The sequence below is a fragment of the Pseudomonas sp. BF-R-01 genome (assembly GCF_019946615.1).
Taxonomy (GTDB): Bacteria; Pseudomonadota; Gammaproteobacteria; order Pseudomonadales; family Pseudomonadaceae; genus Aquipseudomonas; species Aquipseudomonas migulae.
Genome location: NZ_JAGYFX010000006.1, coordinates 56,015 through 72,437 on the forward strand (window position 1 = coordinate 56,015; position 16,423 = coordinate 72,437).

The window sequence follows — 16,423 nt, forward strand, 5'->3', positions numbered from 1 at the left end:
CACCGTTTTGTAGTCAGTAACGCGTAATACGCTGGTCAGTTGGCAACGGACCGGTGGATTTTTTCATGTATGATACGCGCCCCATTTCGTTGCCCGACTGTCCGAGAACACCCCATGCAGCTTTCTTCGCTCACTGCGGTTTCCCCTGTTGACGGCCGCTACGCCGGCAAAACCCAGGCCCTGCGCCCAATTTTCAGCGAATACGGCCTGATCCGTGCTCGCGTGCTGGTTGAAGTGCGCTGGCTCCAGCGCCTCGCCGCTCACCCTGCCATCAGCGAAGTGCCGGCGTTTTCCGCCGAAGCCAACGCTGTGCTGAACACCCTGGCGGAAAACTTCTCTCTGGAGCACGCCGAGCGTGTCAAAGAGATCGAGCGCACCACCAACCACGACGTCAAAGCCATCGAATACCTGCTCAAAGAGCAAGCGGCCAAGCTGCCGGAACTGGCGGCTGTCAGCGAATTCATCCACTTTGCCTGCACCAGCGAGGACATCAACAACCTGTCCCACGCCCTGATGCTGCGCGAAGGCCGTGATGACGTCATGCTGCCGCTGATGCGCCAGACTGCCGAAGCCATCCGCGAACTGGCCATCCGTTTCGCTGACGTGCCGATGCTGTCGCGCACCCACGGTCAACCGGCCTCGCCGACCACCCTGGGCAAAGAGCTGGCAAACGTGGTTTACCGTCTGGAGCGTCAGATCGCTCAAGTCGCTGCCGTTCCGCTGCTGGGCAAGATCAACGGCGCAGTCGGCAACTACAACGCTCACCTGTCGGCCTACCCTGAGATCGACTGGGAAGCCAACGCCCGCGCCTTCATCGAAGACGAGCTGGGCCTGGGCTTCAACCCGTACACCACGCAGATCGAACCGCACGACTACATCGCCGAGCTGTTCGACGCGATCGCGCGCTTCAACACCATCCTGATCGACTTCGACCGCGACATCTGGGGCTACATCTCCCTGGGTTATTTCAAACAGCGCACCATCGCTGGCGAAATCGGTTCGTCGACCATGCCGCACAAGGTCAACCCGATCGACTTCGAAAACTCCGAAGGCAACCTGGGCATCGCCAACGCACTGTTCCAGCACCTGGCGAGCAAACTGCCGATCTCCCGCTGGCAGCGCGACCTGACCGACTCCACCGTACTGCGCAACCTCGGTGTCGGCTTCGCCCACAGCGTGATCGCATACGAAGCCAGCCTCAAAGGCATCAGCAAACTGGAGCTCAACGCTCAGAAAATCGCTGCTGACCTCGATGCTTGCTGGGAAGTCCTGGCCGAGCCGATCCAGACCGTGATGCGTCGCTATAACATCGAAAACCCGTACGAGAAGCTGAAAGAGTTGACCCGTGGCAAGGGCATCAGCCCTGAAGCGCTGCAAACTTTCATCGACGGGCTGGACATGCCTGCCGCCGCCAAGGCCGAGCTGAAACTGCTCACCCCGGCGAACTACATCGGCAACGCTGTAGAGCAAGCCAAGCGCATCTGATCGACCGCTTTACCCGTTTGAGACGCCCGGCAGCGCCGGGCGTTTTTATTCCCGTCTGAAAAGTGCTTTTTTTCAATAGGTTACACATGAATCCTGACATTCCTCTTCAACTTCTGGGCGGCATCACGGCGCGCGAATTCCTGCGTGACTACTGGCAGAAAAAACCCCTGCTGATCCGTCAGGCGATCCCTGATTTCGAAAGCCCGATCGACGCCGACGAACTGGCCGGCCTGGCGCTGGAAGAAGAAGTTGAATCGCGCCTGATCATCGAGCACGGCGAGCGCCCTTGGGAATTGCGCCGCGGCCCGTTCGCCGAAGACGAATTCAGCAAGCTGCCGGAAACCGAATGGACCCTGCTGGTGCAAGCGGTTGACCAATTCGTGCCGGAAGTCAGTGAACTGCTGGAACAGTTCCGCTTCCTGCCGAGCTGGCGCATCGACGACGTGATGATCAGCTTCGCCGCCCCAGGTGGCAGCGTCGGTCCGCACTTCGACAACTACGACGTGTTCCTGCTGCAAGGCCACGGCAAGCGCAACTGGAAAATCGGCCAGATGTGCAACTCCGAAAGCCCGATGCTGCAACACGCAGACCTGCGCATCCTGGCTGATTTCGAAGCCACCGATGAGTGGGTCCTGGAACCGGGCGACATGCTCTACCTGCCGCCACGCCTGGCCCACTGCGGTGTGGCCGTCGATGACTGCCTGACCTACTCCGTAGGCTTCCGCGCACCGAGCGCCGCTGAAGTGCTGACCCACTTCACCGACTTCCTCAGCCAGTTCCTGACTGACGAAGAGCGTTACACCGACGCCGACGCCCTGCCTGCGGTTGATCCACATCAGATCCAGCACGACGCCCTCGATCGCCTGAAAGCCCTGCTGGCCGAGCACATGAGCGACGAACGCCTGCTGCTGACCTGGTTCGGCCAGTTCATGACCGAACCGCGCTACCCGGAACTGGTGGTCGGCCCTGAAGAAATCGAAGAAGACGACCTGCTTGCCAGCCTGGAGCAAGGCGCCGTACTGATCCGCAACCCAAGCGCCCGCATGGCCTGGTCCGAAGTCGATGACGACCTGCTGCTGTTCGCCAGCGGTCAGAGCCGTTATCTGCCGGGCAAACTGCGCGATCTGCTGAAGTTGATCTGTGCCGCCGATGCGCTGCACATCGACAACCTCGGCGAATGGCTGAGCGACGAAGACGGTCGCGGCTTGATTTGCGAACTGATCAAGCAAGGAAGCCTGGGGTTTGCCGATGAATAAAATTCACGTACGTGTCGCAGACTGGCAAAAGGATAACGCCGAGATCCGGCGCATTCGTGAGACGGTGTTCATCGCCGAGCAATCCGTTCCGCCCGAGCTGGAATGGGATGCAGATGACGCAACAGCGGTGCATTTCCTGGCCTTCGAAGGTGACTTTCCGATTGGCACCGCACGCCTGCTGCCCGATGGGCATGTTGGCCGGGTTTCGGTGCTGAAAGACTGGCGCGGCTTGAAGGTTGGCGATGCGCTGATGCAAGCGGTGATCGGTGAAGCCGAGAAGCGCGGGCTGAAGCAGCAGATGCTGAGCGCGCAGGTACAGGCGACGGCGTTCTATGAGCGCCTGGGCTTCAGCCTGGTCAGTGAGGAGTTCCTGGAAGCCGGGATTCCGCATGTGGACATGGTGCGGCACTCGGCTTAAACCGCGGCGCGGCCTTCGCGAGCAAGCTTCGCTCCTACAGAATCACACTGAACCTGTAGGAGCGAGGCTTGCCCGCGAAGAGGCCCGAAAGCACACCACAAAACGCCCCGCCATTTTCGGATGCCGGGGCGTTTTGCTGTCTACGATTCAACTTGCCCCACGCCGGGCCGACAAACTGGCAAACTCAAGACCTGTAGGAGCGAGCCTGCTCGCGATGGTCGTGAGAGTGCCGCGGGGTATCAGGCTTCCAGCGTCATCGTTGACGACCATCGCCAGCAAGCTGGCTCCTACACACAAACTTCAAGGCCGGAGATAACGGATATGTCCCTACGCACCCTGCTCACCACGCTGCTGCTGACCTGCAGTTTTTCGGTCATGGCAGCCACCGAGATCGTGCCGTTGAACTACCACACCAGCGCCGACATGCTGCCGATGGCGCAGGACTTTATCGGCAAGGACGGCCAGGTCAGCGCCTACGGCAACCAACTGATCGTCAATGCCGATCAGCGCAAGATCGACGAACTTAAAGCGCTTATCGCCCAACTCGACACTCAGCCCAAGCGCCTGCTGATCACCGTCGACACCAACGAAAACAACTTCCAGGGCGATCAGGGTTATTCGGTGAACGGCGCCAAACCCAGCCAGACCCGAATCATCAATCGCAGCACCGAAAGCCGTGACGGCGGCATTCAGCAAGTCCAGGCCAGCGAAGGCACACCGGCGCTGATCCAGGTCGGCCAGAGCGTGCCGCTGACCAGCACGCAGATCGATTCGTATGGCGATCCCCGCAGCCAGACCGAATACCGCAACGTCACCCAGGGTTTCTATGTCACCGCCAGCGTCACCGGCGACATCGTTCACCTGTCGATCAGTACCAACCGTGACCGCATGAGCCAGGAACGTCCCGATGTAGTGAACGTGCAAAGCACCGACACAACCGTCACCGGCCGCCTCGGCGAATGGATCACCCTCGCCGGCGTGAATCACCAGACTCAGGCCGACAAACAGGGCATGACCCGCAGCTACTCGACTCAGGGCCGGGATGACATGACCCTGCGGGTGAAAGTCGATACTTTGGACTAAACCACCAAAAACTGACTGATTAGTCGTATTAGACCAAAGATGTAGTGCCATAAAAAAAGCACTACAAAACGTTTGACGAGCCAAAAAAGCGAAGGCATGATGGCCTCGCTCCCGCTAATCAGGGGCCCTGGCAAGGGCCTTCGAGGCGATGCTCGCACCTACCCCGCGAGCCGTTTCGTGTCTGTACCGCCCACAAGGTGTGTTTGACGAGGTTGCCGACTGGAACGAAGTTGTCCCGAGGGACGGAAGCGTATTTAGGTAACCCGGCATCACACTGAAGTTCGTATAAAGGCCCACGACGCCCGAATGCGCTCGCCAGTCCGCCCTTACCTGCTCACTTCCCCTCGAGCCCATCGTTCATCCCGTCGCCAACCCCGCCGAATTCGACTTGACCGCCTAAGCTTCTGGTCTGCGAGCGCATGAATTTTCCACCGCAGAACAACTTTCCGTAAAAGACGCGACGAGGTTTATCTCCATGGCACTGACACGCGAACAGCAAATTGCAGCCCTCGAAAAAGACTGGGCTGAAAACCCACGCTGGAAAGGCGTGACACGCGCTTACTCCGCTGCTGACGTCGTCCGCCTGCGTGGCTCGGTTCAACCTGAGCACACCTTTGCAAAACTCGGCGCCGAGAAGCTCTGGAACCTGGTCACCCAGGGCGCCAAGCCGTCCTTCCGTCCTGAGAAAGATTTCGTCAACTGCATGGGCGCCCTGACCGGCGGCCAGGCTGTACAACAAGTCAAAGCCGGCATCCAGGCGATCTACCTGTCGGGCTGGCAGGTTGCTGCGGACAACAACTCCGCCGAATCGATGTACCCGGACCAGTCGCTGTACCCGGTGGACTCGGTTCCAACCGTGGTCAAGCGCATCAACAACTCGTTCCGTCGTGCTGACCAGATCCAGTGGAAAGCCGGCAAGGGCCCGGGCGACGAAGGTTACATCGACTACTTCGCACCAATCGTGGCTGACGCCGAAGCCGGTTTCGGCGGCGTACTGAACGCCTACGAGCTGATGAAGAGCATGATCGAAGCAGGCGCCGCCGGCGTTCACTTCGAAGACCAACTGGCTTCCGTGAAAAAATGCGGCCACATGGGCGGCAAGGTACTGGTTCCTACCCAGGAAGCCGTACAGAAGCTGACCGCTGCCCGTCTGGCGGCTGACGTTGCCGGTACTCCGACCATCATCCTGGCACGTACCGACGCTAACGCGGCCGACCTGCTGACTTCCGACTGCGACCCGTACGACCAGCCATTCGTGACTGGCGAACGTACCCAGGAAGGCTTCTACAAAGTGCGCGCCGGCCTGGACCAGGCAATCGCTCGCGGCCTGGCTTACGCTCCGTACGCCGACCTGATCTGGTGCGAAACCGCCAAGCCGGATCTGGACGAAGCCCGTCGCTTCGCTGAAGCGATCAAGAAGGAATACCCGGACCAACTGCTGTCGTACAACTGCTCGCCTTCCTTCAACTGGAAGAAAAACCTGGACGACGCGACCATCGCCAAGTTCCAGCGCGAACTGTCCGCCATGGGTTACAAGCACCAGTTCATCACCCTGGCCGGCATTCACAACATGTGGCACAGCATGTTCAACCTGGCGCACGACTACGCCCGCAACGACATGACTGCCTACGTGAAGCTGCAAGAGCAGGAATTCGCCGACGCCGCCAAGGGTTACACCTTCGTGGCTCACCAGCAGGAAGTGGGCACCGGCTACTTCGACGACATGACCACCGTGATCCAGGGCGGCTCGTCGTCGGTTACCGCACTGACCGGTTCGACTGAAGAAGAACAGTTCCACTGATCTGCTTCGCCTGAACGAACGGCCGTTGCGGACCGAATAAAAAGCTAACCGCAATGCCGCACATCTGACGCCCCGACTGGTTCGGGGCGTTTTTTTTGCCTGCGATTTACGAGCCACCACAAACCCCTTGTAGGAGCGAGCCTGCTCGCGATGAGGCCGGCACATCCGGCAAAGATGCCACCTGACAGACCGCTATCGCGAGCAGGCTCACTCCTACAGAGGGGACGGTGGTGATTCAGGAAAAATCCTTGATCCAGCGCAGTTTCACGATCAGAAAAACAGGGTAAAACGGTGCCGCCCGCTACTTGCAGTAACGCGCATATAAGACAACTTTCCACCCACCTACCCGTTAAACAGTTTGAAAACCGTTTCAAACAATATTGATTATCATTTAGCTCAAACTATGTTCGTTACATTCCCTACAAAACATAATTGATGAAAAGCCTGCTAATGCCCGCAACGCATGGGCTGCGGGACTTTGGAGGTGCGCTATGTCCTTATTCCTATAAATAATTTCGCTATAGGAATTTTACTTGCACGGTGTTGTGCCATAAAATCAGCGGGATTGATTGCTGCGACATATCGTCACTGCTTTGTTTCTTTTTCAAGCTCAGAGACCTTTGCTCTCTGTTAAGGATTACCAGCATGCCCGAAGCGACAGGACTCATGGCCCACAACTGGGGCTTTGCCATTTTCCTTCTGGGCGTCGTCGGCCTTTGCGCCTTCATGCTCGGCGTCTCCAGCCTCCTCGGGTCAAAAGCCTGGGGCCGCAGCAAAAACGAACCGTTCGAGTCCGGCATGCTACCTACAGGTGGCGCCCGCTTGCGGCTCTCAGCCAAATTCTATCTGGTCGCGATGCTCTTCGTGATCTTCGATATCGAAGCCCTTTTTCTCTTTGCCTGGTCTGTGTCCGTCCGCGAAAGCGGCTGGACCGGATTCGTCGAAGCTCTCGTTTTCATAGCAATTCTGTTGGCAGGCCTTGTCTACCTATTCCGAGTGGGCGCCCTTGACTGGGCTCCGGAAGCTCGTCGTAAGCGGCAAGCGAAGCTGAAACAATGAGGCTTTGGCAATGCAATACAATCTCACCAGGATCGACCCCGATGCTCCTAACGAGCAGTATCCGATTGGCGAACGGGAAACCGTTTCCGATCCGTTAGAAGATCAAGTCCACAAAAACATCTTCATGGGCAAGCTCGAAGACGTGCTTAACGGCACGATCAACTGGGGGCGCAAGAACTCCCTGTGGCCGTATAACTTCGGCCTTTCGTGCTGCTACGTGGAAATGACCACCGCCTTCACGGCGCCCCACGACATCGCGCGCTTTGGCGCCGAGGTTATCCGGGCATCGCCGCGTCAGGCGGATTTCATGGTTATCGCCGGTACCTGCTTCATCAAGATGGCGCCGATCATTCAGCGTCTCTACGAGCAAATGCTCGAACCTAAATGGGTCATCTCCATGGGTTCGTGCGCCAACTCCGGTGGCATGTACGACATCTACTCAGTCGTTCAAGGGGTGGACAAGTTCCTGCCCGTGGACGTCTACGTGCCTGGCTGCCCGCCCCGCCCTGAAGCTTTTCTGCAAGGCTTGATGCTTTTGCAGGAGTCGATAGGACAGGAGCGTCGCCCGCTTTCCTGGGTCGTTGGCGATCAAGGCGTGTATCGCGCCGAGATGCCTTCCGAGAAGGACAAGCGCCGCGAACAGCGAATCGCAGTCACCAACCTGCGCAGCCCCGACGAAGTCTGATCCAGATCTGCTTCTTATATAGAACGAGACACTGGCTTCATTCTTTACGTTGACCGAAAGCGATAAATAACCATGACTACAGGCAGTGCTCTGTACATCCCGCCTTACAAGGCAGACGACCAGGATGTGGTCGTCGAACTGAATAACCGTTTTGGCCCCGAGGCGTTCACCGCCCAGCCTACCCGCACCGGCATGCCGGTGCTTTGGGTTGCCCGCGCCAAACTCGTCGAAGTGATGACCTTCCTGCGCAACCTGCCCAAGCCGTACGTCATGCTCTATGACCTGCACGGCGTGGACGAGCGTCTGCGCACCAAGCGTCAAGGGCTGCCAAGCGGCGCCGACTTCACCGTGTTCTATCACCTGATGTCGATCGAACGTAATAGTGACGTGATGATCAAGGTCGCCTTGTCCGAGAGCGACCTCAGCGTGCCGACCGTCACCGGGATCTGGCCGAACGCCAACTGGTACGAGCGTGAAGTGTGGGACATGTACGGCATCGACTTTGCCGGCCACCCGCACCTGACCCGCATCATGATGCCGCCGACCTGGGAAGGTCACCCGCTGCGCAAGGACTTCCCGGCCCGTGCCACCGAGTTCGACCCGTTCACCCTGAACCTGGCCAAGCAACAGCTTGAGGAAGAAGCCGCGCGCTTCAAGCCTGAAGACTGGGGCATGAAGCGTTCCGGTGCGAACGAGGACTACATGTTCCTCAACCTTGGTCCCAACCACCCTTCCGCGCACGGTGCGTTCCGCATCATCCTGCAGCTGGACGGTGAAGAGATCGTCGACTGCGTACCGGACGTCGGCTACCACCACCGTGGTGCCGAGAAGATGGCCGAGCGTCAGTCCTGGCACAGCTTCATCCCATACACCGACCGTATCGACTACCTCGGCGGCGTGATGAACAACCTGCCGTACGTGCTCTCGGTCGAGAAGCTGGCCGGCATCAAGGTGCCCGAGAAGGTCGACGTCATCCGCATCATGATGGCCGAGTTCTTCCGGATCACCAGCCACCTGCTGTTCCTGGGTACCTACATCCAGGACGTCGGCGCCATGACCCCGGTGTTCTTCACCTTCACCGACCGCCAGAAGGCGTACACGGTGATCGAAGCCATTACCGGTTTCCGTCTGCACCCGGCCTGGTACCGCATCGGTGGCGTCGCCCACGACCTGCCGCGCGGCTGGGAAAAGCTGGTGAAAGACTTCGTCGAGTGGATGCCAAAGCGTCTGGACGAATACCAGAAAGCCGCCCTGGACAACAGCATCCTGCGTGGCCGGACCATCGGCGTCGCTGCCTACAACACCAAAGAGGCCCTCGAATGGGGCGTCACCGGTGCAGGCCTGCGTTCGACCGGTTGCGACTTCGACCTGCGTAAAGCGCGTCCATACTCGGGCTACGAGAACTTCGAATTCGAAGTGCCGCTGGCCGCCAATGGCGATGCCTACGACCGTTGCATCGTGCGCGTCGAAGAAATGCGCCAGAGCATCAAGATCATCGACCAGTGCATGCGCAACATGCCGGAAGGCCCGTACAAGGCGGATCACCCGCTGACCACGCCGCCGCCGAAAGAGCGCACGCTGCAGCACATCGAGACCCTGATCACGCACTTCCTGCAAGTTTCGTGGGGCCCGGTCATGCCGGCCAACGAATCCTTCCAGATGATCGAAGCGACCAAGGGCATCAACAGTTATTACCTGACGAGCGATGGCGGCACCATGAGCTACCGCACCCGGATTCGCACCCCAAGCTTCCCGCACCTGCAGCAGATCCCTTCGGTGATCAAAGGCAGCATGGTCGCGGACTTGATTGCGTACCTGGGTAGTATCGATTTCGTTATGGCCGACGTGGACCGCTAAGCATGAACAGCACGCTTATCCAGACAGACCGTTTCACCTTGAGTGAAACCGAGCGCTCGGCCATCGAGCACGAGCTGCATCACTACGAAGACCCGCGCGCGGCGTCGATCGAAGCCCTGAAGATCGTCCAGAAGGAACGTGGCTGGGTGCCTGACGGCGCCCTGTACGCGATCGGCGAGATCCTCGGCATCCCGGCGAGCGACGTTGAAGGCGTGGCGACTTTCTATAGCCAGATCTTCCGTCAGCCAGTCGGTCGCCACATCATTCGCGTCTGCGACAGCATGGTCTGCTACATCGGCGGCCATGAATCGGTAGTCAGCGAGATCCAGAGCAAACTCGGCATCGGCCTGGGCCAGACCACCGCCGACGGTCGTTTCACCCTGCTGCCGGTCTGCTGCCTCGGCAACTGCGACAAGGCGCCGGCGTTGATGATCGACGACGACACTTTCGGTGATGTGCAGCCTGCCGGCGTTGCCAAATTGCTCGAGGGCTACGTATGACCCTGACTTCCTTCGGTCCTGCCAACCGCATCAAGCGTTCGGCCGAGACTCACCCGCTGACCTGGCGTCTGCGTGACGACGGCGAAGCTGTCTGGCTCGACGAGTACCAGGCCAAGAACGGTTACGCGGCTGCGCGCAAAGCCTTCGCCGACATGGCACAGGACGACATCGTCCAGACCGTGAAAGACGCCGGCCTGAAAGGTCGCGGCGGTGCAGGCTTCCCCACGGGCGTGAAGTGGGGCCTGATGCCCAAAGACGAATCCATCAACATCCGCTACCTGCTGTGCAACGCGGATGAAATGGAGCCGAACACCTGGAAAGACCGCATGCTGATGGAGCAACTGCCCCATCTGCTAATCGAAGGCATGCTGATCAGTGCCCGCGCACTGAAAACCTACCGTGGCTACATCTTCCTGCGTGGCGAATACACCACCGCCGCCAAGCACCTCAACCGTGCGGTGGAAGAAGCCAAGGCAGCTGGCCTTTTGGGCAAGAACATCCTGGGCAGCGGCTTCGATTTCGAGCTGTTCGTCCACACCGGCGCCGGGCGTTACATCTGCGGTGAAGAAACCGCACTGATCAACTCCCTCGAAGGCCGCCGCGCCAACCCGCGCTCCAAGCCGCCCTTCCCTGCCGCCGTTGGCGTGTGGGGCAAGCCGACTTGCGTGAACAACGTTGAAACCCTGTGCAACGTCCCGGCGATCATTGCCGATGGCGTGGACTGGTACAAATCGTTGGCGCGCGAAGGCAGTGAAGACATGGGCACCAAGCTCATGGGCTTCTCCGGCAAGGTCAAGAACCCGGGCCTGTGGGAATTGCCATTCGGCGTCACCGGTCGCGAGTTGTTCGAAGACTACGCTGGCGGCATGCGCGACGGTTACAAGCTCAAGGCCTGGCAGCCAGGCGGCGCCGGTACCGGTTTCCTGTTGCCTGAACACCTGGACGCACAAATGTACGCCGGCGGCATCGCCAAAGTGGGCACCCGTATGGGTACCGGCCTGGCCATGGCGGTGGACGACAGCGTCAACATGGTTTCCCTGCTGCGCAACATGGAGCAGTTCTTCGCCCGCGAATCCTGTGGTTTCTGCACCCCTTGCCGCGATGGTTTGCCATGGAGCGTCAAGCTGCTGATGGCCATCGAGAACGGCGAAGGCCAGCCAGGCGACATCGAGACCCTGCTGGGTCTGGTCGGTTTCCTCGGCCCAGGCAAGACCTTCTGTGCTCACGCACCGGGTGCCGTGGAGCCATTGGGCAGCGCAATCAAATACTTCCGCCATGAGTTCGAAGCCGGCATCGCGCCTGTCAGCGCCGTCGTCCCGCCTCTGGCAAGGCCGATCGTAGTCGGCGCTTAACGCTTAAAAAAGGCGAACGGTCCGTGCCGTTCGCCTTCTCGTGTGATGACGCCTTGAACGGCTGTGTTGATTCACGCGAATAACAAGATTCCATTAGCCACGCCCGCTGACACCGGGCCAACGAAGAACTTTGAACCATGGCCACTATCCACGTAGACGGCAAAGAGCTCGAAGTCGATGGGGCAGACAACCTGTTACAGGCATGTCTGTCGCTAGGCCTCGATATCCCTTATTTCTGCTGGCACCCTGCCCTTGGCAGCGTTGGCGCTTGCCGCCAGTGCGCGGTCAAGCAGTACACCGACGAGAACGACACCCGCGGTCGCATCGTCATGTCCTGCATGACCCCTGCCACCGACGGCACCTGGATCTCCATCGAAGATGAAGAGTCCAAGGCCTTCCGCGCCAGTGTTGTTGAATGGCTGATGACCAACCACCCGCACGACTGCCCGGTCTGTGAGGAAGGCGGTCACTGCCACCTGCAAGACATGACCGTGATGACCGGCCACAACGAGCGCCGTTATCGCTTCACCAAGCGTACCCACCAGAACCAGCAACTGGGCCCGTTCATTTCCCACGAAATGAACCGCTGCATCGCTTGCTACCGCTGCGTGCGCTTCTATAAGGATTACGCTGGCGGCACCGACCTTGGTGTGTTCGGCGCCCACGACAACGTGTACTTCGGTCGCGTTGAAGACGGCGTACTGGAAAGCGAATTCTCCGGCAACCTCACCGAGGTCTGCCCGACCGGTGTGTTCACCGACAAGACTCACTCCGAGCGCTACAACCGCAAGTGGGACATGCAGTTCTCGCCGAGCATCTGCCATGGCTGCTCCAGCGGTTGCAACATCTCCCCGGGCGAGCGTTACGGCGAACTGCGTCGGATCGAAAACCGCTTCAACGGTTCGGTCAACCAGTACTTCCTGTGCGACCGTGGCCGTTTCGGCTATGGCTACGTCAACCGCGAAGACCGCCCGCGTCAGCCTCTGCTGGCCAACGGCACCAAGCTGAGCCTCGACGAAGCGCTGGATAAAGCGGCTGACCTGCTGCGCGGTCGCAACATCGTCGGTATCGGTTCGCCGCGTGCCAGCCTCGAAAGCAACTACGCGTTGCGCGAGCTGGTCGGCGCCGAGCACTTCTACTCCGGTATCGAAGCCGCCGAGCTGGAACGCATTCGTCTGGTCATGCAGGTGCTGAAAGACAGCCCGCTGCCGATCCCGAACATGCGCGACATCGAAGATCACGATGCGATCTTCGTCCTCGGCGAAGACCTGACCCAGACCGCCGCCCGTATGGCGCTGTCCCTGCGTCAATCGGTCAAGGGCAAGGCCGAAGACATGGCCGACTCCATGCGCGTTCAGCCTTGGCTCGACGCTGCGGTGAAGAACATCGGTCAGCACGAGCTGAACCCGCTGTTCATCGCCAGCCTGGCTGAAACCAAGCTCGACGACATCGCCGAAGAGTGCGTTCACGCCGCTCCAGATGACCTGGCGCGCATCGGTTTCGCCGTGGCTCACGCCCTCGACGCCAGCGCCCCAGCCGTTGAAGGCCTCGACACCGAAGCCCTCGAACTGGCCAAGCGCATTGCCGACGCCCTGCTCGCGGCCAAGCGTCCACTGATCATTGCCGGTACCTCGCTGGGTTCCAAAGCATTGATCGAAGCTGCCGCGAACATCGCCAAAGCCCTGAAGCTGCGCGAGAAGAACGGTTCCATCAGCCTGATCGTGCCAGAGGCCAACAGCCTCGGCCTGGCCATGCTCGGTGGCGAATCGGTCGACGCCGCGCTGCAAGCGGTGATCGATGGCAAGGCCGACGCCATCGTCGTGCTGGAAAACGATCTGTACACCCGTACCGACAAAGCCCGTGTCGATGCCGCCCTGACCGCCGCGAAAGTGGTGATCGTTGCCGACCACCAGAAAACCGCCACCAGCGATCGCGCGCACCTGGTTCTGCCAGCCGCCAGCTTCGCTGAAGGCGACGGTACGCTGGTCAGCCAGGAAGGCCGCGCCCAGCGCTTCTTCCAGGTCTTCGATCCGAAGTACATGGACGCGAGCATCCTGGTTCACGAAGGCTGGCGCTGGCTGCATGCCCTGCGCGCTACCTTGCTGAACCAGCCGATCGACTGGACCCAACTGGACCACGTCACCGCTGCCGTCGCTGCAAGCACGCCGCAACTGAACCGCATCGTCGATGCCGCACCGTCCGCCTCGTTCCGCATCAAGGGCATGAAGCTTGCCCGCGAACCGCTGCGTTACTCGGGTCGTACCGCCATGCGCGCTGATATCAACGTGCACGAACCGCGTACCCCGCAAGACAAGGACACCGCGTTCGCCTTCTCCATGGAAGGTTACTCGGGCTCGGCCGAACCGCGTCAGCAAGTGCCTTTCGCCTGGTCTCCGGGCTGGAACTCGCCGCAAGCCTGGAACAAGTTCCAGGACGAAGTCGGTGGTCACATCCGCGCTGGCGACCCGGGCACCCGCCTGATCGAAAGCACCGGTGATTCGCTGAACTGGTTCTCGGCTGTTCCGCGCGCCTTCAACCCGGCCCCGGGCACCTGGCAGGTCGTGCCGTTCTTCCACCTGCTCGGCAGCGAAGAGAACTCTTCGAAAGCCGCACCGGTTCAGGAACGCATCCCGGCCGCCTACGTCGCTTTGGCCAAGTCCGAAGCCGACCGTCTGGGTGTCAATGACGGTGCCCTGCTGAGCTTGAACGTTGCCGGCCAGACCCTGCGTCTGCCGCTGCGCATCAACGAAGAGCTGGGTGCTGGCCTGGTCGCATTGCCGGCCGGTATCGCGGGCATTCCGCCAGCGATCTTTGGCAAATCCGTTGACGGTCTGCAGGAGGCAGCTCAATGACCTGGTTCACGCCTGAAGTGATTGACGTGATCATCGCGGTCCTCAAGGCCATCGTGATCCTGCTCGCCGTGGTGGTGTGCGGCGCGCTGCTGAGCTGGGTCGAGCGTCGTCTGCTCGCCCTCTGGCAGGACCGTTACGGTCCGAACCGCGTCGGCCCGTTCGGCGCGTTCCAGATCGCGGCCGACATGATCAAGATGTTCTTCAAGGAAGACTGGACCCCGCCGTTCGCCGACAAGATGATCTTCACCCTGGCACCGGTCGTGGCCATGAGCGCCCTGCTGATTGCCTTCGCGATCATCCCGATCACCCCGACCTGGGGCGTGGCGGACATCAACATCGGCATCCTGTTCTTCTTCGCCATGGCCGGTCTGTCGGTCTACGCGGTGCTGTTCGCCGGCTGGTCGAGTAACAACAAGTTCGCCCTGCTGGGCAGCTTGCGGGCCTCGGCACAGACCGTGTCGTACGAAGTGTTCATGGGCCTGTCGCTGATGGGCATCGTGATCCAGGTCGGCTCGTTCAACATGCGCGACATCGTTGAATACCAAGCGCAGAACCTGTGGTTCATCATTCCGCAGATCTTCGGTTTCCTGACCTTCTTCATCGCCGGCGTCGCCGTGACTCACCGTCACCCGTTCGACCAGCCGGAAGCGGAGCAGGAACTGGCTGACGGTTACCACATTGAATACGCCGGCATGAAATGGGGCATGTTCTTCGTCGGCGAGTACATCGGCATCGTGTTGATTTCGGCGCTGCTGGTGACCTTGTTCTTCGGTGGCTGGCACGGTCCGTTCAACATTCTGCCGCAGATCCCGTTCATCTGGTTTGCACTGAAAACCGCGTTCTTCATCATGATCTTCATCCTGTTGCGCGCCTCGATTCCGCGCCCACGGTATGACCAAGTGATGGACTTCAGCTGGAAGTTCTGCCTGCCGCTGACCCTCGTCAACATGCTGGTGACCGCTGCGATCGTGTTGCTCAACACGCCCGCCGTCGCGGCTCAGTGAGGATAGAGAATCATGAAGTACATATTTGACATCGTGCATGGCTTCTTCACCCAGCTTCGCAGCCTGGTGATGATTTTCGGCCACGCCTTCCGCAAGCGCGACACGCTGCAGTACCCGGAAGAACCGGTCTACCTGCCGCCGCGCTACCGTGGCCGTATCGTCCTGACCCGCGACCCTGATGGCGAAGAGCGTTGTGTAGCCTGCAACCTGTGCGCCGTGGCGTGCCCGGTCGGGTGCATCTCGCTGCAGAAAGCTGAAACCGAAGACGGTCGCTGGTACCCGGACTTCTTCCGCATCAACTTCTCGCGCTGCATTTTCTGCGGCCTCTGCGAGGAAGCCTGCCCGACCACAGCGATCCAGCTGACACCGGATTTCGAGATGGCCGAGTTCAAACGTCAGGACCTGGTTTACGAGAAAGAAGATCTGCTGATCTCCGGCCCCGGCAAAAACCCTGATTACAACTTCTATCGTGTTGCAGGTATGGCGATTGCCGGGAAGCCGAAAGGCTCCGCGCAGAATGAAGCCGAACCGATCAACGTGAAGAGCTTGCTGCCTTAAGGAAGAAAGATGGAATTCGCTTTCTATTTCGCATCGGGTATCGCTGTGGTGTCCACGCTTCGCGTGATCACCCACACCAACCCTGTGCACGCCCTGCTCTACCTGATCATTTCGCTGATCGCCGTGGCCATGACGTTCTTTGCCCTCGGCGCACCGTTTGCCGGTGTTCTGGAAGTGATCGCCTACGCTGGCGCCATCATGGTGCTGTTCGTGTTCGTGGTGATGATGCTGAACCTGGGCCCGGCCTCGGTTCAGCAAGAGCGCGTCTGGCTCAAGCCCGGCATCTGGCTCGGCCCGGTGATTCTCGGCGCCCTGCTGCTGGCTGAACTGCTGTACGTGCTGTTCTCCCACCAGAGCGGCCAGGCCGTCGGCCACACCACCGTAGACGCCAAGGCCGTGGGCATCAGCCTGTTCGGTCCGTACCTGCTGGTGGTCGAACTCGCCTCGATGCTGCTGCTCGCCGCAGCCGTGACGGCGTTCCACTTGGGCCGTAACGAAGCCAAGGAGCAATGA

Annotated in this window: 14 protein-coding genes; all 14 read left to right on the forward strand. The window is 60.0% G+C overall.

Features of this window, described 5'->3' with window-relative positions; translation table 11 throughout:
* Positions 1–114: 114 nt before the first annotated feature.
* The 14 genes from purB (at position 115) to nuoJ (ending at position 16,423) form a co-directional block, all read left to right on the forward strand.
* Positions 115–1,485 (forward strand): adenylosuccinate lyase, encoded by a 1,371-nt coding sequence (gene purB / locus KGB27_RS04405; protein ID WP_008032719.1) that lies wholly within the window; start codon positions 115–117, stop codon positions 1,483–1,485.
* A gap of 86 nt (positions 1,486–1,571) precedes the next feature.
* Positions 1,572–2,741: a cupin domain-containing protein gene (locus KGB27_RS04410; protein ID WP_192227332.1), complete on the forward strand. Its 1,170-nt coding sequence runs from the start codon at positions 1,572–1,574 to the stop codon at positions 2,739–2,741.
* Entirely contained in the window at positions 2,734–3,159 is a 426-nt protein-coding gene (locus KGB27_RS04415; RefSeq protein WP_017339601.1) for a GNAT family N-acetyltransferase, read from the forward strand. Before KGB27_RS04410 ends, KGB27_RS04415 begins: the two co-directional genes overlap by 8 nt.
* Positions 3,160–3,480: 321 nt before the next feature.
* The gene (locus KGB27_RS04420; protein ID WP_008041242.1) at positions 3,481–4,242 is read left to right on the forward strand and encodes a secretin N-terminal domain-containing protein; all 762 of its coding nucleotides are present in this window, start codon (positions 3,481–3,483) and stop codon (positions 4,240–4,242) included.
* A 475-nt stretch (positions 4,243–4,717) separates the two neighbouring features.
* Positions 4,718–6,043 (forward strand): isocitrate lyase, encoded by a 1,326-nt coding sequence (gene aceA / locus KGB27_RS04425; protein ID WP_008032724.1) that lies wholly within the window; start codon positions 4,718–4,720, stop codon positions 6,041–6,043.
* A 645-nt stretch (positions 6,044–6,688) separates the two neighbouring features.
* Positions 6,689–7,102 (forward strand): NADH-quinone oxidoreductase subunit A, encoded by a 414-nt coding sequence (locus KGB27_RS04430; protein ID WP_003223812.1) that lies wholly within the window; start codon positions 6,689–6,691, stop codon positions 7,100–7,102.
* Between the two features lie 10 nt (positions 7,103–7,112).
* Positions 7,113–7,787 carry a NuoB/complex I 20 kDa subunit family protein gene (locus KGB27_RS04435; protein ID WP_008032725.1) on the forward strand — a complete coding sequence of 225 codons (675 nt, stop codon included), beginning with the start codon at positions 7,113–7,115 and terminating at the stop codon, positions 7,785–7,787.
* 72 nt (positions 7,788–7,859) lie between these two features.
* Positions 7,860–9,644 carry an NADH-quinone oxidoreductase subunit C/D gene (nuoC, locus tag KGB27_RS04440; protein WP_008032726.1) on the forward strand — a complete coding sequence of 595 codons (1,785 nt, stop codon included), beginning with the start codon at positions 7,860–7,862 and terminating at the stop codon, positions 9,642–9,644.
* Positions 9,645–9,646: 2 nt separating this feature from the next.
* The gene (gene nuoE, locus KGB27_RS04445; protein ID WP_008020715.1) at positions 9,647–10,144 is read left to right on the forward strand and encodes an NADH-quinone oxidoreductase subunit NuoE; all 498 of its coding nucleotides are present in this window, start codon (positions 9,647–9,649) and stop codon (positions 10,142–10,144) included.
* A complete protein-coding gene (gene nuoF / locus KGB27_RS04450; protein ID WP_008032727.1) occupies positions 10,141–11,496 on the forward strand; it encodes an NADH-quinone oxidoreductase subunit NuoF in 1,356 nt (451 codons plus the stop codon). Before nuoE ends, nuoF begins: the two co-directional genes overlap by 4 nt.
* Positions 11,497–11,633: 137 nt before the next feature.
* A complete protein-coding gene (nuoG, locus tag KGB27_RS04455; protein ID WP_207286633.1) occupies positions 11,634–14,348 on the forward strand; it encodes an NADH-quinone oxidoreductase subunit NuoG in 2,715 nt (904 codons plus the stop codon).
* Complete coding sequence (nuoH, locus tag KGB27_RS04460; RefSeq protein WP_008032732.1) at positions 14,345–15,352, forward strand: NADH-quinone oxidoreductase subunit NuoH; 1,008 nt, start codon at positions 14,345–14,347, stop codon at positions 15,350–15,352. The genes nuoG and nuoH overlap by 4 nt, the downstream gene beginning before the upstream one ends.
* A 12-nt stretch (positions 15,353–15,364) precedes the next feature.
* Positions 15,365–15,910, forward strand: coding sequence for an NADH-quinone oxidoreductase subunit NuoI (gene nuoI, locus KGB27_RS04465; protein ID WP_008032736.1), 546 nt, complete (start codon positions 15,365–15,367; stop codon positions 15,908–15,910).
* A 9-nt stretch (positions 15,911–15,919) separates the two neighbouring features.
* Positions 15,920–16,423 carry an NADH-quinone oxidoreductase subunit J gene (nuoJ, locus tag KGB27_RS04470; protein ID WP_008032738.1) on the forward strand — a complete coding sequence of 168 codons (504 nt, stop codon included), beginning with the start codon at positions 15,920–15,922 and terminating at the stop codon, positions 16,421–16,423.

Bases quoted from the DNA above. Each gene is read 5' to 3' on its own strand.
- aceA (WP_008032724.1), top strand. From the start codon at position 4,718: ATGGCACTGACACGCGAACAGCAAATTGCAGCCCTCGAAAAAGACTGG.
- purB (WP_008032719.1), top strand. From the start codon at position 115: ATGCAGCTTTCTTCGCTCACTGCGGTTTCCCCTGTTGACGGCCGCTAC.
- nuoC (WP_008032726.1), top strand. From the start codon at position 7,860: ATGACTACAGGCAGTGCTCTGTACATCCCGCCTTACAAGGCAGACGAC.
- KGB27_RS04430 (WP_003223812.1), top strand. From the start codon at position 6,689: ATGCCCGAAGCGACAGGACTCATGGCCCACAACTGGGGCTTTGCCATT.
- nuoG (WP_207286633.1), top strand. From the start codon at position 11,634: ATGGCCACTATCCACGTAGACGGCAAAGAGCTCGAAGTCGATGGGGCA.
- nuoI (WP_008032736.1), top strand. From the start codon at position 15,365: ATGAAGTACATATTTGACATCGTGCATGGCTTCTTCACCCAGCTTCGC.
- KGB27_RS04435 (WP_008032725.1), top strand. From the start codon at position 7,113: ATGCAATACAATCTCACCAGGATCGACCCCGATGCTCCTAACGAGCAG.
- nuoH (WP_008032732.1), top strand. From the start codon at position 14,345: ATGACCTGGTTCACGCCTGAAGTGATTGACGTGATCATCGCGGTCCTC.
- KGB27_RS04420 (WP_008041242.1), top strand. From the start codon at position 3,481: ATGTCCCTACGCACCCTGCTCACCACGCTGCTGCTGACCTGCAGTTTT.
- nuoJ (WP_008032738.1), top strand. From the start codon at position 15,920: ATGGAATTCGCTTTCTATTTCGCATCGGGTATCGCTGTGGTGTCCACG.
- nuoF (WP_008032727.1), top strand. From the start codon at position 10,141: ATGACCCTGACTTCCTTCGGTCCTGCCAACCGCATCAAGCGTTCGGCC.
- nuoE (WP_008020715.1), top strand. From the start codon at position 9,647: ATGAACAGCACGCTTATCCAGACAGACCGTTTCACCTTGAGTGAAACC.
- KGB27_RS04410 (WP_192227332.1), top strand. From the start codon at position 1,572: ATGAATCCTGACATTCCTCTTCAACTTCTGGGCGGCATCACGGCGCGC.
- KGB27_RS04415 (WP_017339601.1), top strand. From the start codon at position 2,734: ATGAATAAAATTCACGTACGTGTCGCAGACTGGCAAAAGGATAACGCC.